Source organism: Streptomyces sp. NPDC058650 (assembly GCF_042717315.1).
Lineage (GTDB): Bacteria > Actinomycetota > Actinomycetes > Streptomycetales > Streptomycetaceae > Streptomyces.
The window spans coordinates 74722-95360 of the sequence record NZ_JBHXRL010000021.1 but is presented as its reverse complement, the minus strand read 5'-3'; the positions used below and the strand labels follow the sequence as shown (position 1 = coordinate 95360).

The 20639-nt window shown below is 70.8% G+C and carries 11 protein-coding genes, 3 tRNA genes and 1 pseudogene; 7 read left to right on the top strand and 8 right to left on the bottom strand.

The window, feature by feature from the left end; all coding sequences use genetic code 11:
* Window positions 1-215 precede the first annotated feature (215 nt).
* Complete coding sequence (locus tag ACFWWU_RS29870; protein WP_384149727.1) at window positions 216-3521, top strand: FG-GAP repeat domain-containing protein; 3306 nt, start codon at window positions 216-218, stop codon at window positions 3519-3521.
* Window positions 3522-3662: 141 nt separating this feature from the next.
* A complete protein-coding gene (locus tag ACFWWU_RS29865) occupies window positions 3663-5408 on the top strand; it encodes an FG-GAP repeat domain-containing protein (RefSeq protein ID WP_384149724.1) in 1746 nt (581 codons plus the stop codon).
* A gap of 769 nt (window positions 5409-6177) precedes the next feature.
* On the opposite strand, the gene ACFWWU_RS29860 is transcribed toward ACFWWU_RS29865, so the two are convergent.
* The 3 genes from ACFWWU_RS29860 to ACFWWU_RS29850 form a co-directional block, all read right to left on the bottom strand.
* Window positions 6178-6254, bottom strand: a tRNA-Ile gene (locus ACFWWU_RS29860).
* A 164-nt stretch (window positions 6255-6418) separates the two neighbouring features.
* Window positions 6419-6491: transfer RNA gene (locus tag ACFWWU_RS29855), tRNA-Asn, on the bottom strand.
* A 5-nt stretch (window positions 6492-6496) separates the two neighbouring features.
* A tRNA-Asn gene (locus tag ACFWWU_RS29850) sits at window positions 6497-6569 on the bottom strand.
* A 136-nt stretch (window positions 6570-6705) separates the two neighbouring features.
* On the opposite strand from ACFWWU_RS29850, the gene ACFWWU_RS29845 reads away from it, so the two are divergent.
* The 5 genes from ACFWWU_RS29845 (at window position 6706) to ACFWWU_RS29825 (ending at window position 13577) form a co-directional block, all read left to right on the top strand.
* Window positions 6706-7017, top strand: coding sequence for a YtxH domain-containing protein (locus ACFWWU_RS29845; protein WP_384149722.1), 312 nt, complete (start codon window positions 6706-6708; stop codon window positions 7015-7017).
* 38 nt (window positions 7018-7055) lie between these two features.
* Window positions 7056-8498 carry an FGGY family carbohydrate kinase gene (locus ACFWWU_RS29840; protein WP_384149719.1) on the top strand — a complete coding sequence of 481 codons (1443 nt, stop codon included), beginning with the start codon at window positions 7056-7058 and terminating at the stop codon, window positions 8496-8498.
* 96 nt (window positions 8499-8594) lie between these two features.
* The gene (locus ACFWWU_RS29835; protein ID WP_384149716.1) at window positions 8595-10328 is read left to right on the top strand and encodes an ABC transporter ATP-binding protein; all 1734 of its coding nucleotides are present in this window, start codon (window positions 8595-8597) and stop codon (window positions 10326-10328) included.
* Window positions 10328-12259 carry an ABC transporter ATP-binding protein gene (locus ACFWWU_RS29830; protein ID WP_384149713.1) on the top strand — a complete coding sequence of 644 codons (1932 nt, stop codon included), beginning with the start codon at window positions 10328-10330 and terminating at the stop codon, window positions 12257-12259. Before ACFWWU_RS29835 ends, ACFWWU_RS29830 begins: the two co-directional genes overlap by 1 nt.
* Window positions 12260-12293: 34 nt before the next feature.
* Window positions 12294-13577 (top strand): TerD family protein, encoded by a 1284-nt coding sequence (locus ACFWWU_RS29825; protein ID WP_384149710.1) that lies wholly within the window; start codon window positions 12294-12296, stop codon window positions 13575-13577.
* Here the strand turns inward: ACFWWU_RS29825 and ACFWWU_RS29820 are convergent.
* From ACFWWU_RS29820 to ACFWWU_RS29800, 5 genes and pseudogenes are all read right to left on the bottom strand, one after another.
* A pseudogene (locus ACFWWU_RS29820) lies at window positions 13574-14675 on the bottom strand (sigma-70 family RNA polymerase sigma factor). The gene ACFWWU_RS29825 and the pseudogene ACFWWU_RS29820 overlap by 4 nt on opposite strands.
* A 160-nt stretch (window positions 14676-14835) precedes the next feature.
* Entirely contained in the window at window positions 14836-16725 is a 1890-nt protein-coding gene (dnaG, locus tag ACFWWU_RS29815) for a DNA primase (protein WP_384149707.1), read from the bottom strand.
* Window positions 16726-16789: 64 nt separating this feature from the next.
* Window positions 16790-18052, bottom strand: a complete 1263-nt coding sequence (locus ACFWWU_RS29810) for an NAD(P)/FAD-dependent oxidoreductase (protein WP_384149704.1) — start codon at window positions 18050-18052, stop codon at window positions 16790-16792.
* 129 nt (window positions 18053-18181) lie between these two features.
* Window positions 18182-19639 (bottom strand): deoxyguanosinetriphosphate triphosphohydrolase, encoded by a 1458-nt coding sequence (locus ACFWWU_RS29805; protein ID WP_384149701.1) that lies wholly within the window; start codon window positions 19637-19639, stop codon window positions 18182-18184.
* Between the two features lie 35 nt (window positions 19640-19674).
* Window positions 19675-20565 (bottom strand): sirohydrochlorin chelatase, encoded by an 891-nt coding sequence (locus ACFWWU_RS29800; RefSeq protein ID WP_384149698.1) that lies wholly within the window; start codon window positions 20563-20565, stop codon window positions 19675-19677.
* Between the last annotated feature and the right edge of the window lie 74 nt (window positions 20566-20639).

Sequence of the window (20639 nt, the reverse complement as noted above, 5' to 3'; positions counted from 1 at the left end):
CGCTCACGCACACTCGCTCCACTTAGGGAGATTCTTGCCAGCGGGTTGCGTATGAGTTGCGACTTGTGGAGACCTGGTGATCGGAATGTGCCTCCCGCAGGTTAGAGTGCCCGCCCAGGAGGAGCAGGAATTGTTTCCGCCGATGAGGAATGTTGCGCTCTCCGGAAAGGCATCAGTTCATGAGAACGACCAGATTCAGACGCGGACGCAAAGGGTTGGCGCTGGCGATAGCCGCGGCAGTGGTCCTGCCGGCTTCCGCTGCAGTCGCCCTGCCCGCCACTTCGTCTGCGGCCGCGCCCTCGACGGCAGAGACGGAGACGTCTCCGACGCCGTCCGCACTGTTCGAAGAGGTCGCCTTCGAGGAGGCGGCCAAGACGGGCAAGGTCATCGAGATCCTTGACCGCCGGGAGGAGAGCACCGAGTACTTCGCCAACCCCGGCGGTTCGACCACGCGCCGGTCCTACGGCATCCCGAAGTGGACGCGGTACGACGGCATGTGGCGTCTGACTGACGCCAAGCTCGTGCGGCAGTCCGATGGATCGGTCGCGCCGACGGCTCCCAGCTTCCCGATCACCTTCTCCGGCGGCGGTGACCAGCCGCTGGCGACGATGGCCAAGAAGGGCAAGAAGCTTGCTCTGACCTGGCCCACCGCACTTCCCGAACCGGTCCTGGACGGCACCACCGCCACGTATTCGTCGGTCCTTCCCGGTGTCGACCTCAAGCTCACCGCCGAGGTTGATGGCTTCGCCCAGCACCTGGTCATCCACACTCCCGAGGCCGCCGCCAACCCGGCATTGAAGAGCGTCGAACTCGGCCTGGTGACCGACGGTGTCACCCTCACCGAAGGGGCCGGCGGCAAGCTGCAGGCCAAGGACGGGAACGGCGAGACCGTCTTCAGTGCGCCCAGCCCCAAGATGTGGGAGCAGCCCGCGGTCCCGGCCGATGAGTCGTCCGGGACCACGTCGAGGACAGCAAGGCTCTCCGCCGCCTCCGAGCCGGTGCAGCCCGACAGCGCGCCAGTGAACGTGGACATCAGGGCCGACACGCTGACCCTGACGCCCGACGCCGAACTGCTGGCCTCCGCCGACCAGTTCCCGCTGGTCATCGACCCCGTCTTCTCGGGCGGATACCGCGAGAAGTGGGCTGTGGTGTACTCGGCCACACCCAACGCCGCCTACCCCAACGGCTCGGGCTGGAACTCCTCCAACCCGGAAGACGAACCCCGGGTCGGCTTCAACGACACGGGCAACACCGCGTCGTTCTTCGCCATGAACACCAACGGCCTCGAAGGCGCGACCATCAACAGCGCCACGTTCGCCGTCATGCAGACCCACTCCTACGTCTGCGAAGACTCCGCCGCAGGCCCGACCGAACTGTGGTCCGCCGGCGGTATCGTCGAGACCACCCCGACCTGGAACACCCAGGTCTGGGGCGACAAGCTCGACTCCCGTACCTTCGCGGGGGGCAACAACAATTGCCCAGAGACGGCAGGTGACGTCGGCAAGGACTTCTTCAGTGAGGCACTGAAGGCGTTCGTCCAGGAGGCCGCCGACAAGCACTGGGGCACCGCCACCTTCGGCCTGCGCCCGCCGGCCAGCTACCTGGGCAACCACAACGCCTACAAGCGGTTCAGGAACAACCCGGTGCTCGAGGTCGACTACAACTACGAGCCCGTCGTCACCGCCAAGGCCGCCTACGAGGGCTACTACGTCGAGTCCGGCGACGGAAACGTCCCCGTGGCCTGCGGCGGACGCATCGGCAACAGCGGCATCAGCCTGACCGCCAAGGTGAAGGACCAGGACAGCGGCCAGGTCACCGCCAACTTCCGCGTCAGGAACTCCAGCGGCACCTCCCTCACGTTCGCCCCCAACGAGAACCACGACATCGTTTACGGATCCGGCGAAGCCACCGTCACCATGCAGGCCCGCAACCTGCCCAACGGCACCTACACGTGGACCGTGTACGCCACGGACAACGAAGGCACCAGCAGCGCCGTGACGGCCCCGTGTTCCTTCTCCGTCGACCGGATCGGTCCCGATAAGCCGGTGACCGTCTACGACATGGACGGCACCTTTGCCGGCCAGTCCACCGACAGCTACAAGGCCCGTGTACCGCGACAGTTCAAGTTCACCAACCCGGTGAGCGACGTCGACGGATACTGCTTTGCGATGGACCGCCCCCTGTCCGCCGCTTCGACACCCCGCTGCCCCAACGGCACCTGGGTGGACGCTGGCACGGACGCCAAGCACACCGCCACGGTGACCATCACACCGTTCGACCATCCCGTCAGCACGATCAACGTCATCGCCTACGACAAGTTCGGCAACCGCTCTCCCGTTGCCAACGGCGACGACCAAGTCAACCTCACCACGACGAAACCGTCGTTCGTGTACGAGACCAACACCAATCCCGTAGACAACAAGTACGTAGCCGACCGGCCCGGTGACCTCGACGGCGACGGGTTCGCCGACTTTGTCGCGACCGACCCCGACGGCAAGCTCTGGTTCTACGGCGGCGACGGCCACCTCGGCTCCCCGGAGGCCCGGGAGATCGCCGGATACGGCGGCTGGACCGGCGCGCTCATCGCCCACCGCGGGGACCTGAAGGGCATGAGGTCCCGCGATTCGGTACCCGACGGCTACGAGGACTTCCTCGTCCGCCTGCCCGACAACAAGCTCTACGTATACCCCGGCAACGGCGTGGGCACGCCCTGGGTCTACACCCGCAAGGAACTCGGGCACCCGTCCCAGAAAGAGGACTGGCGTGGCCTGCGCCAGATGCTCCTTCCCGGCAACGTCGACGGAAAGCTCGGCAACGACCTCATCACCGTGGAATGCATCTGGGACGATGTGAACCTTCCACCGGAGAAGCGGAAGTGCGTCAACGCCCGTCTCATCCTGTACAGCGGCAACTGGATCGGCGGCGGCAGCAACGGCGGCCAAAACCAGACGGCGCCCTTCAACTGGGGCGCCCCTATCACCCTGGGTACCGGCGGCTGGCGCGACCTCACCAACCTCGCCGTCAGCGATGTCAACGGCGACTCCTACGCCGACCTCGTCGCCCGCGACCCCAGCGACGGCACGCTTTACCTTTACCGCGGCTGTGTCAACGACGCCGTCTCGTGCCCCGGCAGCGCCTACACGTTCCTCCCCCGCACCGTGTACGGCAGCGGCGGCTGGAACCAGCGGCCCTACCTGGCCTCTCCAGGCAACACACAGGGCACCCTGCAAAACGCCACGGTAGTGGAGCCGGCGTCGCCGGACATTCCCGGCTCCGTGGATGTGACGCACCAGTACAAGCGGTTCATTCCGACCGCAGGCCAGGAAGCCGGCGACATCTGGGCCACCACCCCTGCGGACCCCGACACCCCCGTCGAGTACGTCGACGCCGCCGGCATCGCGAAGAGCATCCTTTGTCCCTCTGGATGCCTGCTCATCTACCCCGGTGGCAAGACCTCGCACGGCGCACCGCGCCTCGCGGGGACCGCCGGATGGGCTACGACCATCCGCGGCATCTTCTAGCCGGCCATCAGTCTTGACGGCAGGCGTGGCACGTCTCCCCCGAGGCGTGGCACGCCTGCCGTCAAGCAAGGCCTTCGTCACCACCACAACCCAGCCGCAGCGCCACATCGCCGCGGACACCCACACCCCTGCGAAGGACTCATGAGACGTCTCATCCGCCGCACGGCCACGCTCGCCGCGGCCGCCGGTCTCCTCACTGCGGGAACCCTCCTCGCCCCGCCCACCGCATCCGCGGCCGACGAGCTGCGCCTGACGGGATACGACGTGGTGGCAGGGCCGGGCTCCATGCCCCGCTTCTTCCCGATCATCGAGTCGGGCACGACCCTCTGGGGGAAGGTCGTCATCACCGTCGGCACGAAGCCGATGACCGATCCCGCGGGCGCCGGGGCAGGACTCCCCAAGGGATACCTCGTCCACGCCAACAGTTGCACCCAGCCCGCCGGATACACGGGCGTCTTCGTCTGTGAAACGCCGATGACCGGCGACCCCGACGCCACCGTCCCCGCCGACGCCACCGACACCACCCTGTACTGGGGCTTCGCCTACATGCCGGACGGTGGCAATCTCGCCACGGCGGTGAAGGAGGCCCGCAGCGCGGGCAGCCTCCCGGCGGACGGGGGGCGCGGCACTGCCAAGGTCACGGTCAAGTCCGCTGCATCCGCCGCACTCAACACCGTCGCCTTCGACACCCCGCCCGTCCCGGACGGCGGCACGGTCCGACAGCAGCTCCGCATCCACGCCGCGGACGCCGGAACGCTCGCCCTGCGCTTCACCAAAGCCCCGGGCCAGCTCCTCAGGGCTACGCCGGTCATCCGCCTCGGCAAGCCGACCCCCGACGCGGGCGCCGAATGCAGCGTGCCCATTCCCGAACTCGACTCGGGGACAGCTGGGGCCAATCTGTACTGCGAGCTCGAACCCGGCGATCACGTCATCAGCTACGAGCTCACCAGCGCGCCGGGCCAGTACGCCCAGAAGTACGTGGCCTACACCAACTACAACCTCTACACCGCTGCCACTCCCCCCGAGGCCGACGTCCGCCAGACCAGCGCCCCGTTCACCGTCCAGGGCAGCCCGGTCCGCCCCTTCCACGGGCTCATGGCCCGCGACAGCACCGGCAAGCTGTGGAAGTACTCCGGCACGCGCAACGCCGAAGCGCCGCTCGCCTTCCGGGACCTGATCGGATCCGGCTGGCAGGCGTACACGGCCCTCACCTCGTTGTCCCCCTCCACGCAGGCCCCCTACGTCCCCGGCAGCGTGAAGCCGTCCGCCGTCACCCGGGGCCTGGGCGACGTCGTCGCCCGCGACTCCTCCGGCACCCTCTGGTACTACGACCGCCAGCTCGTCGCCGACAAGCCCTTCGCACCCCGCGTCCGCGTCGGCACCGGCTGGAACACCTACGATCGCATCAACGGCGCCGGTGACCTCGACCGGGACGGGTACGTCGACCTCCTCGCCCGCGACAAGGCCGGCGTGCTGTGGCTGTACAAGGGGACCGGCCGACTGGTCGACGGCAATCGGTTCAAAGCGCGGGGCCGAGTCGGCGCGGGCTGGGGCGGTTACGACCGGCTCGCCGGCGGCGACGATCTGACCGGCGACGGGCGCCCCGACCTCCTGGCCCGGGACAAGGCCGGTGTCATGTGGCTATACAAGGGCACGGGTAGCGGTACGGCCCCGTACGCCTCCCGGACCCGTGTCGGCGCGGGCTGGGGCGGTTACGACCAGCTCGTCGTCACCGGCGACCTCACCGACGACGGCCGCGCCGACGCGGTCGCCCGCGACAGGGCGGGCGTCCTCTGGCTCTACAAGGGCACCGGCAAGGCGACCGCCCCGTTCGCCTCCCGGACCAGGATCGGCGGCGGCTGGGGCGAGTTCAACCACCTGTTCTGACACCAACGGCACCACCACAAGCGGCCGGGGCTTCTACTCCTGACCAAAGGCTGTGAAGCTCCGGCCCCCTCCACGACCATCAAGGCTCCGCTCACCACTTGCTCAACGCGCAAGCGGTGGATCGTGGATCAGGGCCTCGTCGCTCGGCGGGGCCCGCTTCTTCCGGTACCCGTCCATGCCGTACCCCTCCCTGCGGGTGGTCGATGCCGTCGCTGTCGACAGCGGGGTCGGCGGCGAGCTTGCGGGCGATCGTCAGCCAGTCCACGCCGGCGAGGCGGCGCGCGATGGCGTCCGAGCGGCAGCGCGCGATGCCCGCACACGCGGCCTTGCCGTGCGTCCCACGTCGAGGTCCTTCGCGGCTCAGATGCGCCCCCAACCTCACAGGGCATTACAGCTAGGGCGTCGAGACGATGACACAGGACTCTCGGGACCGCGCTGGAGCGCATGCAGGGGAGGGCGGCGAAGCCCCGTCATCTCAACGGCCCCCGCACCCCTGCCGACAAGCGTCCGCCCGTCTGACCGCCAGAGCGTCGACAAGGGTGAAGATATTCGGCGTGGTGTGCGGCGTGTCACACCCGGGAGCCGTGGGATCGCCGTGGGATCATCGACCCGACTCCACATCCACACTGCACCCGAAACCGCAGGTCAAGAAGGTACGACCCCTGCAAGGCAGGCCGGGTGCGCTCGCTTCGCCGCACCGATGAGAGGCGATCGCTGCACGCGGAAACACCCCTTCAGGGGCGTTTTCGCAGGTCAGAACGTTTTTCTGTGGTGGGGCGGGTGGGACTCGAACCCACGGCCGACGGATTATGAGTCCGCTGCTCTAACCGGCTGAGCTACCGCCCCGAACGGTGAGGCGCGTACATGTGTGCGCGCCGTCTGCCGCAGCATAGCCGCTCATACGATCTCCTGCTCCGGAAGATCGGCTCTGCTGACCATGTAGACCACGCCCCGCCGCGCATGGTTCCCCGACACGCGAAAAAGGACCCCGAAGGGTCCTCTTCGTTCTGCTCCCCCGACTGGACTCGAACCAGTAACCTGCCGGTTAACAGCCGGCTGCTCTGCCAATTGAGCTACAGGGGATCGCGCTCCCCCGACTGGACTCGAACCAGTAACCTGCCGGTTAACAGCCGGCTGCTCTGCCAATTGAGCTACAGGGGATTGCTGCGTTGCACCGAACGTACCCAGTCCGGCCGAACCGGGAGGGCGCTTGCTCGCTGCGAGACATACATTAGCGCAAGCAGGGGGGTGCTCCGCCAATCGGTATCCCCAGGGCCTCCAGGGAAGGATCGCAGCCGTGCGGTACAAGCTGACGTTCGTCGTGGGACTCGCCCTCGGTTACGTGGTCGGCACGCGGGCCGGACGCGAGCGCTACGAGCAGATGAAGAAGTCCGCGAGGGACCTCGCGCAGAACCCCGCCGTCCGCAACGCCGCCGAGTCGGCGGCCCAGACCGGGCGCGAGGTCGCGGGCAAGGCCATGCACGCCGTGAGCGACACGATGGGCGACAGGCTGCCGTCGTCCGTGACGGACCGGGTCCACGCGCTGCGCGACCGCGGCCGGAGTAACGGGCGCGTCGAGGAAGACGACTGGGGCACCAGCAACACCTGATCCCCGTTCCGCCCCCGCGTGCGGCAGAATCACCTGTCATGGGGATAGTCGCCGGACTGGACAGCTCTGCTGGGTTCACACGCATCGTCGTCTGTGACGCGGACACGGGCGCCGTGCTGCGCCAGGGATACGCCCCCCACCAGGGCGACCCGAAGGCGGCCGAGGTCGATCCGCAGACCTGGCTGCTCTCCCTCGGGGAGGCCGCCACCGGCGGGCTCCTGGAGGGCGTGCAGGCCATCGGCGTCTCCGCCCAGCAGCACGGGCTCGTACCGCTCGACGCGCAGGGCGGTCTCGTGCGGCCCGCGCTCGTCGGCAACGACAAGCGGGCGCAGGTCGCCGCCGCCGATCTCGTCGAGTCGCTCGGCGGGCGCCAGGCGTGGGCCGAGGCCGTCGGCTGTGTGCCGGGCGCCGGGCAGCCGGTCGCCAAGCTGCGCTGGCTGGCCCGTACGGAACCCGAGAACGCGCAGCGGATCGCGATGGTCCTCCAGCCTCACGACTGGCTCGTCTGGCAGCTCCTCGGGCGGCCCGCGCGGCGCATCACCGACCGCGGCGCCGCCTCCGGCACCGGCTACTGGTCGGCCGGCACCGGCGCGTACCGCCCCGATCTCGTGGAACTCGCGCTCGGCCACCAGGCCGTACTGCCCGAGGTCCTCGGCCCGGCCGAGGCCGCCGGCACCACCCCCGAGGGGCTGCTCATCTCCGCCGGTACGGGCGAGACGATGGCCGCCGCCCTCGGGCTCGGGCTCGGCCACGGCGACGCGGTCGTCTCGCTCGGCGCCTCCGGCTCCGTGATGGCCGTGCACCACGAGGCCCTCGCCGATCCGAGCGGCATGATCACCTCGTTCGCCGACGCCACCGGCATGCACCTGCCCGTCGTCGCCACCTCCAACGCCGTACGGACGCTGCGCGGCACCGCCGAGATGCTGGGAGCGGAATCTCTCGAGGAGCTTTCCGCGCTCGCCCTGAAGTCGACGCCGGGCGCCTCCGGGCTCGTCCTGCTGCCCTATCTGGAGGGCGAGCGGACCCCGGCCCTGCCGCACGCCGCGGGCACGCTCAGCGGGCTGCGGCGCGAGTCGATGAAGCCCGAGCACCTGGCGCGGGCCGCGTTCGAGGGCATGCTCTGCGCGCTCGCCGACGCCCTGGACGTCCTGCGCGGCCGCGGGGTCGAGGTGCGGCGGATCTTCCTCCTCGGCGCCGCGGCCGGCCTCCCTGCCGTACAGGCCCTCGCACCGGCCCTCTTCGGCGCGCAGGTCGTCGTCCCCCAGCCGGCCGACTACGCGGCGCTCGGCGCCGCCCGGCAGGCCGCCTGGGCCCTCGGGGTCGCGCGGGGCACGCTGTCGCCGTCCGCTCCCCCCGCCTGGCAGGGGGCCGCCGCGCAGGTCCTGGAGGCGGGCGGTGACGAGCCGGCCGCGGGGCAGGCCGTGCGGCAGCAGTACGTGGCGACTCGGGAGCAGATCCACCCCGGCGCGTTCGACGCCTAGGACCCACACCCCCGGTTCGTAAAGTCTTCGCCAGGGCTCGCACCGCACCCCGAAACCGAGTCGTCTCGCGGAGGGGTGCGGGCGATAGTAGGTCCCGTGCTCATAAGACTTCTCCGAACCCACCTGCGGCCCTACCGAAAACCCATCGCGCTGCTCGTCCTGCTCCAGTTCCTGCAGACCTGCGCGAGCCTCTACCTGCCGACCCTGAACGCGGACATCATCGACAACGGTGTCGTCAACGGGGACACCGGCTACATCCTGCGTTTCGGCGCGCTGATGGTCGGCGTCTCCGTCGTGCAGGTCGTCTGCAACATCGGGGCCGTGTACTACGGCGCTCGGACGGCGTCCGCACTCGGCCGGGACGTGCGCGGTGCGATCTTCGACCGCGTGCAGTCCTTCTCCGCACGGGAGCTGGGGCACTTCGGCGCGCCCTCGCTGATCACCCGTACGACCAATGACGTGCAGCAGGTCCAGATGCTGGTCCTGATGGCGTTCACCCTGATGGTCTCCGCGCCGATCATGTGTGTCGGCGGCATCGTGATGGCGCTCGGTCAGGACGTGCCGCTGTCGGCCGTGCTGCTCGCGGTGGTGCCGGTCCTCGGTGTCTCCGTGACCCTCATCGTGCGGAGGATGCGGCCGCTCTTCCGGACCATGCAGGAGCGCCTCGACACCGTGAACCGGGTGCTGCGCGAGCAGATCACCGGCAACCGCGTCATCCGGGCCTTCGTGAAGGACGGGTACGAGGAGGAGCGGTTCCGCCGGGCCAACGCCGATCTGACCGACGTGTCGATGTCGACCGGCCGGCTGATGGCGCTGATGTTCCCGGTCGTGATGACCGTCGTGAACGTCTCCAGCGTGGCCGTCGTCTGGTTCGGCGCGCACCGCATCGACAGCGGCGGGATGCAGATCGGTGCGCTGACGGCCTTCCTCGCCTATCTGATGCAGATCGTGATGGCCGTCATGATGGCCACCTTCATGTTCATGATGGTGCCGCGTGCCGAGGTGTGCGCCGAGCGCATCGAGGAGGTCCTCGCGACCGAGTCCAGCGTCGTACCGCCGGCCGAGCCGGTGACGACCCTCGACCGGCGCGGGCACCTGGAGGTCAGGAGCGCGGACTTCCGGTACCCGGGCGCCGAGGAGTCGGTCCTGAAGGACGTCGGGCTCGTCGCCCGGCCCGGGGAGACCACCGCGATCATCGGGTCCACGGGCAGCGGCAAGTCGACGCTCCTCGGGCTCGTCCCGCGGCTCTTCGACGCGACCGGCGGCGAGGTCCTCGTCGACGGCGTCGACGTGCGGAAGCTCGACCCGGCCCTGATGGCGAGGACCGTGAGCCTGGTGCCGCAGAAGCCGTACCTGTTCTCCGGGACGGTGGCGACGAACCTGCGGTACGGGAAGCCGGACGCGTCCGACGAGGAGCTCTGGCACGCCCTGGAGGTCGCCCAGGCCGCCGACTTCGTCCGCAAGCTCGAGAACGGGCTTGACGCCCCGATCGCGCAGGGCGGCACGAACGTCTCCGGCGGTCAGCGGCAGCGGCTCGCGATCGCGCGGACGCTGGTGCGGAAGCCGGAGATCTACCTCTTCGACGACTCCTTCTCCGCCCTGGACTACGAGACCGACGCCCTGCTGCGCGAGGCGCTCCGGCGGGAGACGGCGGACTCGACGGTGGTGATCGTCGCCCAGCGGGTGGCGACCATCCGGGACGCCGACCGGATCGTCGTCCTCGACGAGGGCCGGGTCGTCGGCACGGGCCGGCACCAGGAGCTGATGGCGGAGAACGAGACGTACCGGGAGATCGTGCTCTCCCAGCTGACCGAGGCGGAGGCAGCCTGATGGCCGGTCCTGGCGGACGCATGATGGCCGGTGGCGGCCCCGACCAGCGGTCGATGGACTTCAAGGGCTCGGGCAAGCGGCTGCTCAAGCAGCTGGCGCCCGAGCGCGCCACGCTCTGGGTGATGCTGCTCGCGGGTGTGCTGTCGGTGGCGGCCTCCGTGGTCGGGCCGAAGATCCTCGGCAAGGCGACGGACCTCGTCTTCGCGGGTGTCGTCGGGCGGCAGACGGCCGATGTGGCCTCCACGAAGGCGGAGGCGATCGCGGGGCTCCGCGCGTCGGGCGACTCCGGCATGGCGGACATGCTGTCCGGGGTCGACTTCATCCCCGGGCAGGGCATCGACTTCGGCGCGGTCGGCGAGGTCCTGCTCTGGGTCCTCGTGATCTACGTGGCGGCGGGGCTGCTCATGCTGGTCTCGACCCGTCTGTCGATCAAGGTGATCAACCGGACGGTCTTCCGCATGCGCGAGGACGTCCAGACGAAGCTGGCGCGGCTGCCGCTGTCGTACTTCGACAAGGCGAAGCGCGGCGAGGTGCTGTCCCGGGCGACCAACGACATCGACAACATCTCGCAGACGCTCCAGCAGTCGATGGGCCAGCTGATCAACTCGCTGCTCACGATCGTCGGCGTGCTCGCGATGATGTTCTGGATCTCGCCGCTGCTCGCGCTGGTGGCGCTGGTGACGGTGCCGGTCTCGGTCTTCGTCGCGGCGAGGATCGGCAAGCGCTCGCAGCCGCACTTCGTGCAGCAGTGGAAGTCCACGGGCACGCTCAACGCGCACGTGGAGGAGATGTACACCGGGCACAACCTGGTGAAGGTCTTCGGCCGGCAGGACGAGTCCGCGAAGGACTTCCGCGAGCAGAACGAGGCGCTGTACGAGGCCGGGTTCAAGGCGCAGTTCAACAGCGGTGTGATGCAGCCGGTGATGTTCTTCGTCTCGAACATCAACTACGTCCTGGTGGCCGTGGTCGGCGGTCTGCGGGTGGCGAGCGGCACGCTCTCCATCGGTGACGTGCAGGCCTTCATCCAGTACTCCCGCCAGTTCTCGATGCCGCTGACACAGGTCGCGTCGATGGCGAACCTGGTGCAGTCGGGCGTGGCCTCGGCGGAGCGGATCTTCGAGCTCCTCGACGCCGAGGAGCAGGAGCCGGATGCCCCGCGGAGCGAGCACCCGGCGGACCTCATGGGCAAGGTCGCCCTGGAGGGGGTGTCCTTCCGGTACGAGGAGGACAAGCCGCTCATCGAGGACCTGTCGCTCACCGTGGAGCCGGGGCAGACGGTCGCGATCGTCGGCCCGACGGGCGCCGGCAAGACGACCCTGGTCAACCTCCTCATGCGGTTCTACGAGGTGACGGGCGGCCGCATCACCCTGGACGGGACGGACATCGCGAAGATGTCCCGCGAGGACCTGCGGAAGGGCATCGGCATGGTCCTCCAGGACACGTGGCTCTTCGGCGGGACCATCGCGGACAACATCGCGTACGGCACGACGCGCGACGTGACCCGGGCGGAGATCGAGGAGGCGGCGCGGGCCGCGCACGCCGACCGGTTCGTCCGCACCCTCCCTCAGGGGTACGACACCGTCCTCGACGACGACGGGGCGGGGGTCAGCGCGGGCGAGAAGCAGCTGATCACCATCGCCCGGGCGTTCCTGTCCGATCCGGTGATCCTCGTCCTCGACGAGGCCACCAGCTCGGTCGACACCCGCACCGAGGTGCTGATCCAGAAGGCGATGGCCCGACTGGCCCACGGGCGTACGTCGTTCGTCATCGCGCACCGGCTCTCCACGATCCGGGACGCGGACGTCATCCTGGTCATGGAGAACGGCTCGATCGTCGAACAGGGCACGCACAAGGAGCTGTTGGCGTCCGGCGGGGCCTATGCCCGGCTGTACACGGCGCAGTTCGCGCAGGCGGTCGTCGAAGTCGACTGACCCGGCACGTGACCCATGCCGCATGATGTGCGGCATGGGTCACATAACCAAGAATTCCTGGGTGCCGTCGGTCCCGCTGCGGGTGAGCGCCCAGGGCGTGGAGTTGGCGGCGCTGCTGCTCGGGGCGGACGGCCGGGTCCGGGGGGACGCGGACATGGTCTTCGAGGGGCAGCCCGTCCATCCGTCGCAGGCGGTGCGGCACGAACCGGCGGAGTTGGTCCTCGTGTTGCACGAGGTGGAGGCGTCCGTCGAGCGGATCGTGATCGCAGGTACCGCGAGCGGTGGCGCCCTGACGACGGTCGCCCCTGACGGGGCGGCCGTCGCCTCGTACACGGTGACGGAGGCGCCGGACGCGACCGCCGTCGCCTTCGCGGAGTTCTTCCGGGAGTCGGGCGGCTGGAAGTTCGCCGGGGTCGGGAAGGGGTACGTCTCCGGGCTCGCCGGGCTCGTCACCACGTATGGGGTCGAGGTCGCGGAGGAGGAGCCGGTCGTCGCCGGGCCCGTACCGCTGACCGGTGTGGTGAAGATGCCGGGCGAGGCGCCGCCCGTGGAGGGTGTGCCCGCCGCCGGGGAGTCGGTCGGGACGCCCGTCGCCGGGGAGTCGGCCGCGACGCCCGCCGCCGGGGAGTCGGCCGCGACGCCCGCCGCCGCGGGGGCGGTCGCGACGCCCGCTCCTGCGGGGCCGTTCCCGCCGGCCGACCGGCCGTACGAGCTCGTCGAGGGATGGGAGTTCGGCCCCGTCTTCGAACCCTTCGTCGCCGAGGGGCTCGGCAACGACGTGATCGCCCTGGACGACCGGGTCGGAGACGGCCCCGTCCTCGTCGAGCTCGCCCAGGAGGACCGCGGGTACCTGGGCCTCTTCACGCTCGACCGACGCAACAAGGACGAGACCGCCTACCTCTTCAACGACCTCCTGCCCGACTTCCGGGGCGGCACGTTCGCCCAGGTCCCCAAGGGCCGGCCGCTGCGCATGCGGCTCAGCGCCGAGAACCGCTGGATCCTGCGGGTGAAGCCCCTGGCCGCCGCCCGCCGTCTGGAGGGAACGCTGCACGGCTACGGCCCCGAGCTGTTGCTCTACCTCGGCAACGGGGCGGACCTCCGGGTGGACTTCCAGCCCAGTCCGGAGGACGGCCGCGGCTATGCCGGCATCCAGAGTTACGGGGTCGAGGGACGCACCGGCGGACGCCTGCCCGATATGGACCTGCTGCTCAACGAGATCGGGCCGCTCCGGCAGACCGTCCCGGTCCCGCGGGGACCGCAGCTGCTGCACCTCCGCGCCGAGGGCGCGTGGACGTTCACGGTCAAGGAGCTCGACTAGTCGAGATAGCCCCGCAGTTGGTCGGCGTAGGCGTGGTCCCGGAGTTTGCTGAGGGTCTTGGACTCGATCTGGCGGATGCGTTCGCGCGTCACGCCGAAGATGCGGCCTATCTCCTCCAGGGTGCGGGGCCTGCCGTCGTCGAGGCCGTAGCGGAGCTGGACGACCTTCCGTTCGCGTTCGCCGAGGGTGGAGAGCACGTCCTCCAGGTGGCGGCGGAGCAGCAGGAAGGCCGCGGACTCGACGGGTGAGGCGGCGTCGCCGTCCTCGATGAGGTCGCCGAGGGCGACGTCGTCCTCCTCGCCGACGGGGGCGTGCAGGGAGACCGGTTCCTGGGCGAGGCGGAGGACCTCGCCGACCCGCTCGGGGGCCAGGTCGAGCTGGGCTGCGACCTCCTCGGCGGTGGGTTCGTAGCCCCGCTCCTGGAGCATGCGGCGCTGGACGCGGATGACCCGGTTGATGAGTTCGACGACGTGGACGGGGACGCGGATGGTCCGGGCCTGGTCGGCGAGGGCCCGGGACATGGCCTGGCGGATCCACCAGGTCGCGTACGTGGAGAACTTGTAGCCGCGCGCGTAGTCGAATTTCTCGACGGCTCTGATGAGGCCGAGGTTGCCCTCCTGGACGAGGTCCAGCATGGTGAGGCCGCGCCCGACGTATCGCTTGGCGACGGAGACGACGAGGCGGAGGTTGGCCTCGATGAGTTTGCGTTTGGCGATCCGGCCGAGGACGACGAGCCGGTCCAGGTCCCCCGCCAACCGGCTGTCCAGGTCGGGGGTGTTGGCGAGTTTCTCCTCGGCGAAGAGTCCGGCCTCGACGCGCCGGGCCAGGTCGACCTCCTCCGCGGCGCTGAGGAGCGGGATGCGGCCGATCTCGCGGAGGTACTGGCGGAAGAGGTCGGAGGAGGGCGCGTTGCCACCGAGGTCGGTGCGGCGCCGCTGGACCGGGATCTCGGGCTCCTCGTCGAGGTCGGGCTCTGGTTCCGCCGGGCGCGGTGGCTGTTCCTGGGACGCGGACACGGACTCGGTCGGGGTCTCGGTCTGGGTCTGCACGGGGGGCGACCTCCAGGGCGGGTGATCGCTGCCGGTTCGGAGGGGGCATGCGGCAGCAGGACGGCACCGTCGACCAGTGTGGGGTACGACACATCGCCGCCACGAGGGGCGTGCGGTGACTTTTTGAATCCGCCCCATCACCGACGGTCAGAGGCACCGCCGGGTCAGGGGCGACGGTGAGCGGTACCGACGGTCAGCGGTACCGACGGTCAGAGAGCCCCGGCGCCGTTGTTCCGCAGGGACTGGCCGTACTGCGTGAGCACCCACAGTTCGTTCTGCACGGCCGAGAGCTGTTCCGGGTCGGCGTTCGAGCCGAGCCGGGCCAGGGTGCCCTGGACGTCGCGGATGCGGCGGTCGACGGCGCGCAGCCGGACGGTGACGAGCTGGTCGCCCGCGTAGGCCTCGTCGACGGACTTGGCGAAGATCGTCTCGACGGCGAGTTCGGTGACTAGGGCGCGGACGCTGTCGTTGGGGGCGGCCTCGCGGACGGTGGCGAGGTAGTCGGAGGGGGCGCCGGTGGCGCCGCCCGCGTCCTGGACGCACTGGCGGACGGCCGCGTAGGGCGGGGCGGTGAACTCGTCGATGCCGTACGCGTCGAAGGCCGGGGAGACCAGTTCGGGGCGCTGGAGGGCGAGCTTGAGGAGTTCGCGCTCGGTGCGGTGGGCGGGGCTGCGCAGGTTGAGCGCGGGGCCGGAGGTGGCGGCGGACGGGGCCGGGGTGTCGTAGCCGCGCTGCGGGGCCGGCTGAGCGGGGCCCTTGCCGCCGCGGTCGCGGGCCCAGCGGGCGAGCTGGGCGACGCGCTTGACGACGAACTGGGTGTCGAGGATGCCGAGCATGCCGGCGAGCTGGACGGCGACCTCGTGCTGCGCGCCGATGTTCTTGATGCGGGCGACGACGGGGGCGGCCTCGTCGAGGGCGGCGGCGCGGCCGGCCGGGGTCTCCAGGTCGTAGCGCTTCACGATCTGGCGGAGCGCGAACTCGAAGAGCGGGGTGCGCGGCTGGACGAGTTCGGCGACGGCCGCGTCGCCCTTGGCGAGCCGGAGTTCGCAGGGGTCCATGCCGTCGGGGGCGATGGCGATGTACGTCTCAGCGGCGAACTTCTGGTCGTCCTCGAAGGCGCGCAGGGCGGCCTTCTGGCCGGCGGCGTCGCCGTCGAAGGTGAAGATGACGCGGGCCGAGCCGTTGTCCATGAGGAGACGGCGGAGGATCTTGATGTGGTCGCCGCCGAAGGCGGTGCCGCAGGTGGCGATGGCGGTGGTGACGCCGGCGAGGTGGCAGGCCATGACGTCGGTGTAGCCCTCGACGACGACGGCCCGGCTGACCTTGGCGATGTCCTTCTTGGCCAGGTCGACGCCGTAGAGCACCTGGGACTTCTTGTAGATCGGCGTCTCGGGCGTGTTGAGGTACTTGGGGCCGTTGTCGTCGTCGCGGAGCTTGCGCGCGCCGAAGCCGACGACGTCGCCGCCGACGTCCCTGATGGGCCACATGAGGCGGCCGCGGAAGCGGTCGATGGGGCCGCGGCGGCCGTCCTGGGAGAGGCCGGAAAGGATCAGTTCCTTGTCGGAGAAGCCCTTGCCGCGCAGGAAGCGGGTGAGGTGGTCCCAGCCGGCCGGGGAGTAGCCGACGCCGAAGTGGGCGGCGGCTGCCTGGTCGAAGCCGCGCTCGGCGAGGAACTTGCGGCCGATCTCGGCCTCGGGCGAGTCGAGTTGGTCGATGTAGAACTGGGTGGCGACCTTGTGCGCCTCGACCAGGCGGATGCGCTCCCCGCGCTGGTGGCCGGGGTTGTAGCCGCCTTCCTCGTACCGCAGGGTGATGCCCGCCTTCGCGGCGAGGCGCTCGACCGTCTCCGAGAAGGAGAGGTGGTCGATCTTCATCACGAAGGCGAAGGTGTCGCCGCCCTCCTGGCAGCCGAAGCAGTGGAAGAGTCCCTTGCTGGGGCTGACCTGGAAGGAGGGCGACTTCTCGTCGTGGAAGGGGCAGAGGCCCTTGAGGTTTCCGCCGCCCGCGTTGCGCAGCTGGAGGTACTCGGACACGACGGCGTCGATCGGGACCGCGTCCCGGACCGCCTTCACGTCGTCATCGTTGATCCTGCCTGCCACGCATGAAGTGTACGGGGGTCCGGGGGTCGCCCCCCGGGAAATGTCGGGGCCGGGGACGGACGGGCTACGAGACCAGGCTCTCCAGGGGTACGGAGGGGTCGGCGAGGGCCTCCGGGTCCACGGCCGCACGGGAACGGATGAGCTTCTGGATCGGCTCTGTGACGTCCCACACATTCACGTTCATGCCCGCGAGGACGCGGCCCTCCTTCAGCCAGAAGGCGATGAACTCGCGCTTGCCGGTGTCACCGCGGACGACGACCTGGTCGTACGTGCCCGGGGGCGCCCAGCCGGAGTACTCCATGCCCAGGTCGTACTGGTCGGAGAAGAAGTAGGGCACCCGGTCGTAGGAGACGGTCCGGCCGAGCATGGCGCGGGCGGCGACGGGGCCGCCGTTGAGGGCGTTGGCCCAGTGCTCGACGCGGAGCCGGGTGTGGAGCAGCGGGTGGTGGGCGGCGGCCACGTCCCCGGCGGCGTAGATGTCGGGGTCGGAGGTGCGCAGCGACTCGTCGACGGCGATGCCGCCGCCGTCGGCCCGGTCGACGAGGGCGAGCCCGGAGTTCTCGGCGAGGGCGGTACGGGGCGCGGCGCCGATCGCGGCGAGCACGGCGTGCGCGGGGTGCTCCTCGCCGTCGTCGGTGCGGACGGCGAGGACCATGCCGTCCTGGCCGACGATCTCGGTGAGCTTCACGCCGAAGTGGAAGCGGACGCCGTGGTCGGTGTGGAGGTCGGCGAAGAGCTGGCCGAGCTCGGGGCCGAGGACGCGGTGGAGCGGGGTGGGCTCGTACTCGACGACGGTGACCTCGGCGCCGTAGCCGCGGGCGGCGGCGGCGACCTCCAGGCCGATCCAGCCGCCGCCGGCGATCACCAGGTGGCCGTTGTCCCGGCCGAGGGTCGCGAGGACCTGGCGGAGCCGGTCGGCGTGGGCGAGCCGGCGCAGGTGGTGGACGCCGGCGAGCTCGGTGCCGGGGACGTCGAGGCGGCGGGGCTCGGCGCCGGTGGCGAGGAGCAGCTTGTCGTAGCGGATGACGGTGCCGTCGCCGAGGCGCACGGTGCGGGCCTCGCGGTCGACGGCGGTGACGGCCTGGCCGAGGTGGAGCTCGATGTCGTTCCGCGCGTACCAGGCGGCCTCGTGGACGAAGACCGTGTCCCGCTCCTTGGCGCCGGTGAGGTAGCCCTTGGAGAGGGGTGGGCGCTCGTAGGGGTGGTCGCGTTCGTCGCCGATGAGGATCACCCGGCCGTTGAACCCCTCGGAGCGCAGCGTCTCCGCCGCTTTGGCCCCTGCCAGTCCTCCGCCCACGATGACAAAGGTCTGATCTGCGTCGACCACGTCGATTCCTCCTCGTTGCGACCGGTTCCAACCTACGCCCCCCGGCGTTCGTCCGGCCGTACCGCCTCGGGGCGTGCATGCGAGCGTCCCGCACGGAGCCGGGGGACGGAAGAGGCCCTGCGACACCCCCTACGCGTGGTGGGGGCGGAGGCGGGCGTGGAGGGCGCGGGCGGAGGCGTCGGTGAGGGAGGCGATCTGGTCGACGATGACGCGCTTGCGGGCCCGGTCGTCGCGGGCCGTGTCGAACGCGGCCCGGAACTGCGGTTCGAGGCCGTCGGGGGCGCGGACGACGAGGGCCTCGGCGAGTTCGGCGACGACGACGCGCTGGTCGGCGCGGAGCACTTCCTGTTCGGCGCGCTGCATCACGTACCGGTCGGCGACGGCCTTGAGGACGGCGCATTCGTTGCGCGCCTCGCGGGGGATGACGAGTTCGGCGCCGTACCGGGTGAGGCGACCCGAGCCCCATGTCCGGCGGGTGGCGCCCTCGGCGGCGAGGCAGAGGCGGCCGATGAGCTGGCTGGTGGCGTCCTTGAGGCGGGCCTGGGCGACGGCCGAGCCGTCGTAGCCGTGCGGCCACCACTCCTGGTCGACGAGTCGGTCGAGGGCCTCGGCGAGCTCCTGCGGGTCGGTGTCCTCGGGGACGTAGCGGCCGATGGCGACGGACCAGATGTCGGCGCGCTCGGGCTCGGAGAGCAGCATGTTGGGGTCGATGTGGCCGGCGTGCAGGCCGTCCTCGAAGTCGTGGACGGAGTAGGCGACGTCGTCGGCCCAGTCCATGACCTGGGCCTCGAAGCACTTGCGGTGGGCGGGGGCGCCCTCCCGGATCCAGGCGAAGACGGGGAGGTCGTCCTCGTACACGCCGAACTTGGGCGAGCCGGGGTCGTCGGGGTGGCCGCCGCGCGGCCAGGGGTACTTGGTGGCGGCGTCGAGGGCGGCGCGGGTGAGGTTGAGGCCGACGCTGACGAGCTCGCCGTCCGTGTCCTTGACGAAGCGCTTGGGCTCGATGCGGGTGAGGAGGCGGAGCGACTGGGCGTTGCCCTCGAAGCCGCCGCAGTCCTTGGCGACGTCGTTGAGCGCCTGCTCGCCGTTGTGCCCGAAGGGCGGGTGGCCCATGTCGTGGGAGAGGCAGGCGGCCTCGACGAGGTCGGGGTCGCAGCCGAGGGCGGCGCCGAGCTCGCGGCCGACCTGGGCGCACTCCAGGGAGTGGGTGAGCCGGGTGCGGGGGCTGGCGTCCCAGGCGTGGCTGCGGGTGCCGGGGGTGACGACCTGGGTCTTGCCGGCGAGCCTGCGCAGCGCGGCGGAGTGCAGTACGCGGGCGCGGTCGCGCTGGAAGGCGGTGCGGCCGGGGCGCTTGTCGGGTTCGGCGGCCCAGCGCTCGGTCGCGGCGGAGTCGTAGCCGGGGGTGTCGGCGCCGGGGCCGCCGGTGCCGACGGCGTCGCCGGTGCCGACGGTGAAGCCGGTGCCGCCCGTGACGTCGGTGCCGGTGCCGACGGCGTCGTCGGTGCCGCCCGTGACGTCGGTGCCGCCCGTGATGTCGCTGATGCCGCCGTTGCCTTCGATGCCTGCCGTGCCTTCGTTGCCGTCCATGCCCCGAAGGTAACCGGAGGGACCGACAGATGAGCTCAGACGGCGGCGAGTTCCCGCGTGGGGGTGGTGGTGACGCCCGCGAGGGCCCGGTCGTAGCGGTGGAGGACGAGGCGGGCCAGGGCCGGGTGGGCGCCGAGCGGGGCGGCGGCGATCCAGGGGGCGTGGGCGGCGCTGCGGGTGGCGAAGAGACCGGGGGCGGTGAAGCAGGAGGCGACGGCGACCCGGTGGCGGCCCCGGGCCGCGAGGGCGCGGACGGCCTCGGGGACGGTGGGCGCGGCGGCGGAGGCGTACGCGGGGAGGACGGGCACGCCGCCGAGGCGCTCGCCGAGGAGGGCGGCGATGCGGCGGATCTCGGTGCCGGACCGGGGGTCGCGGGAGCCGGCGGAGGCGAGGACGACGCCGGTGGCGCGGGAGGTCCCGTCCCCGGGGCTCCAGCCGGCCTCGGCGAGCCGGTCGGCGAGGGCCTCGACGAGGAGGGGGTGCGCGCCGAGCGGCTCGGCGACCCGGGCGCGGAGGCCGGGTGCGGCGGCGAGGGCGGCGGGAAGGTCGTGGGTGACGTGGTGGCCGGGGGCGAAGAGGAGGGGTACGAGGACGGCGTCCCGGCCCTCGGCGGCGAGTCCGGTGAGGGTGTCGTCGAGGAGGGGTGCGTTCAGCTCGATGTGGGCGAGGCGCACGTCGAGCCCGGGGCGCAGTTCGCGGACCCGGTCCAGGAGGCGGCTCAGGGTGGCCCGGGCGCGGGGGTCGCGGCTGCCGTGTCCGACGGCGACGAGGGTGGGTGCGCCGGGCGCCTGCGGGACGGGGGTGGGTGCGTTCATGGGCGGGCGCGTCCTCGGGAGGGGGAGGTGGCTGAGCCGCGCCCCGAGCTGCTCGGCGATGCCGCCGAGCCACTCGGGTGCGCTGTCGAACGTGCTGTCCGGCTCCGTCATGCACCGATCCTGAGGGCTTCAGATTGCCTGCCCGTTGCGCGGGGGTCACGACTGTTTGCCGTGACCTCACGCGC

Coding starts and splice junctions, on each gene's coding strand:
- ACFWWU_RS29825 (WP_384149710.1), top strand. CDS start 12,294: ATGGGTCACATAACCAAGAATTCCTGGGTGCCGTCGGTCCCGCTGCGG.
- ACFWWU_RS29800 (WP_384149698.1), bottom strand. CDS start 20,565: ATGACGGAGCCGGACAGCACGTTCGACAGCGCACCCGAGTGGCTCGGC.
- ACFWWU_RS29805 (WP_384149701.1), bottom strand. CDS start 19,639: ATGGACGGCAACGAAGGCACGGCAGGCATCGAAGGCAACGGCGGCATC.
- ACFWWU_RS29865 (WP_384149724.1), top strand. CDS start 3,663: ATGAGACGTCTCATCCGCCGCACGGCCACGCTCGCCGCGGCCGCCGGT.
- ACFWWU_RS29830 (WP_384149713.1), top strand. CDS start 10,328: ATGGCCGGTCCTGGCGGACGCATGATGGCCGGTGGCGGCCCCGACCAG.
- ACFWWU_RS29840 (WP_384149719.1), top strand. CDS start 7,056: ATGGGGATAGTCGCCGGACTGGACAGCTCTGCTGGGTTCACACGCATC.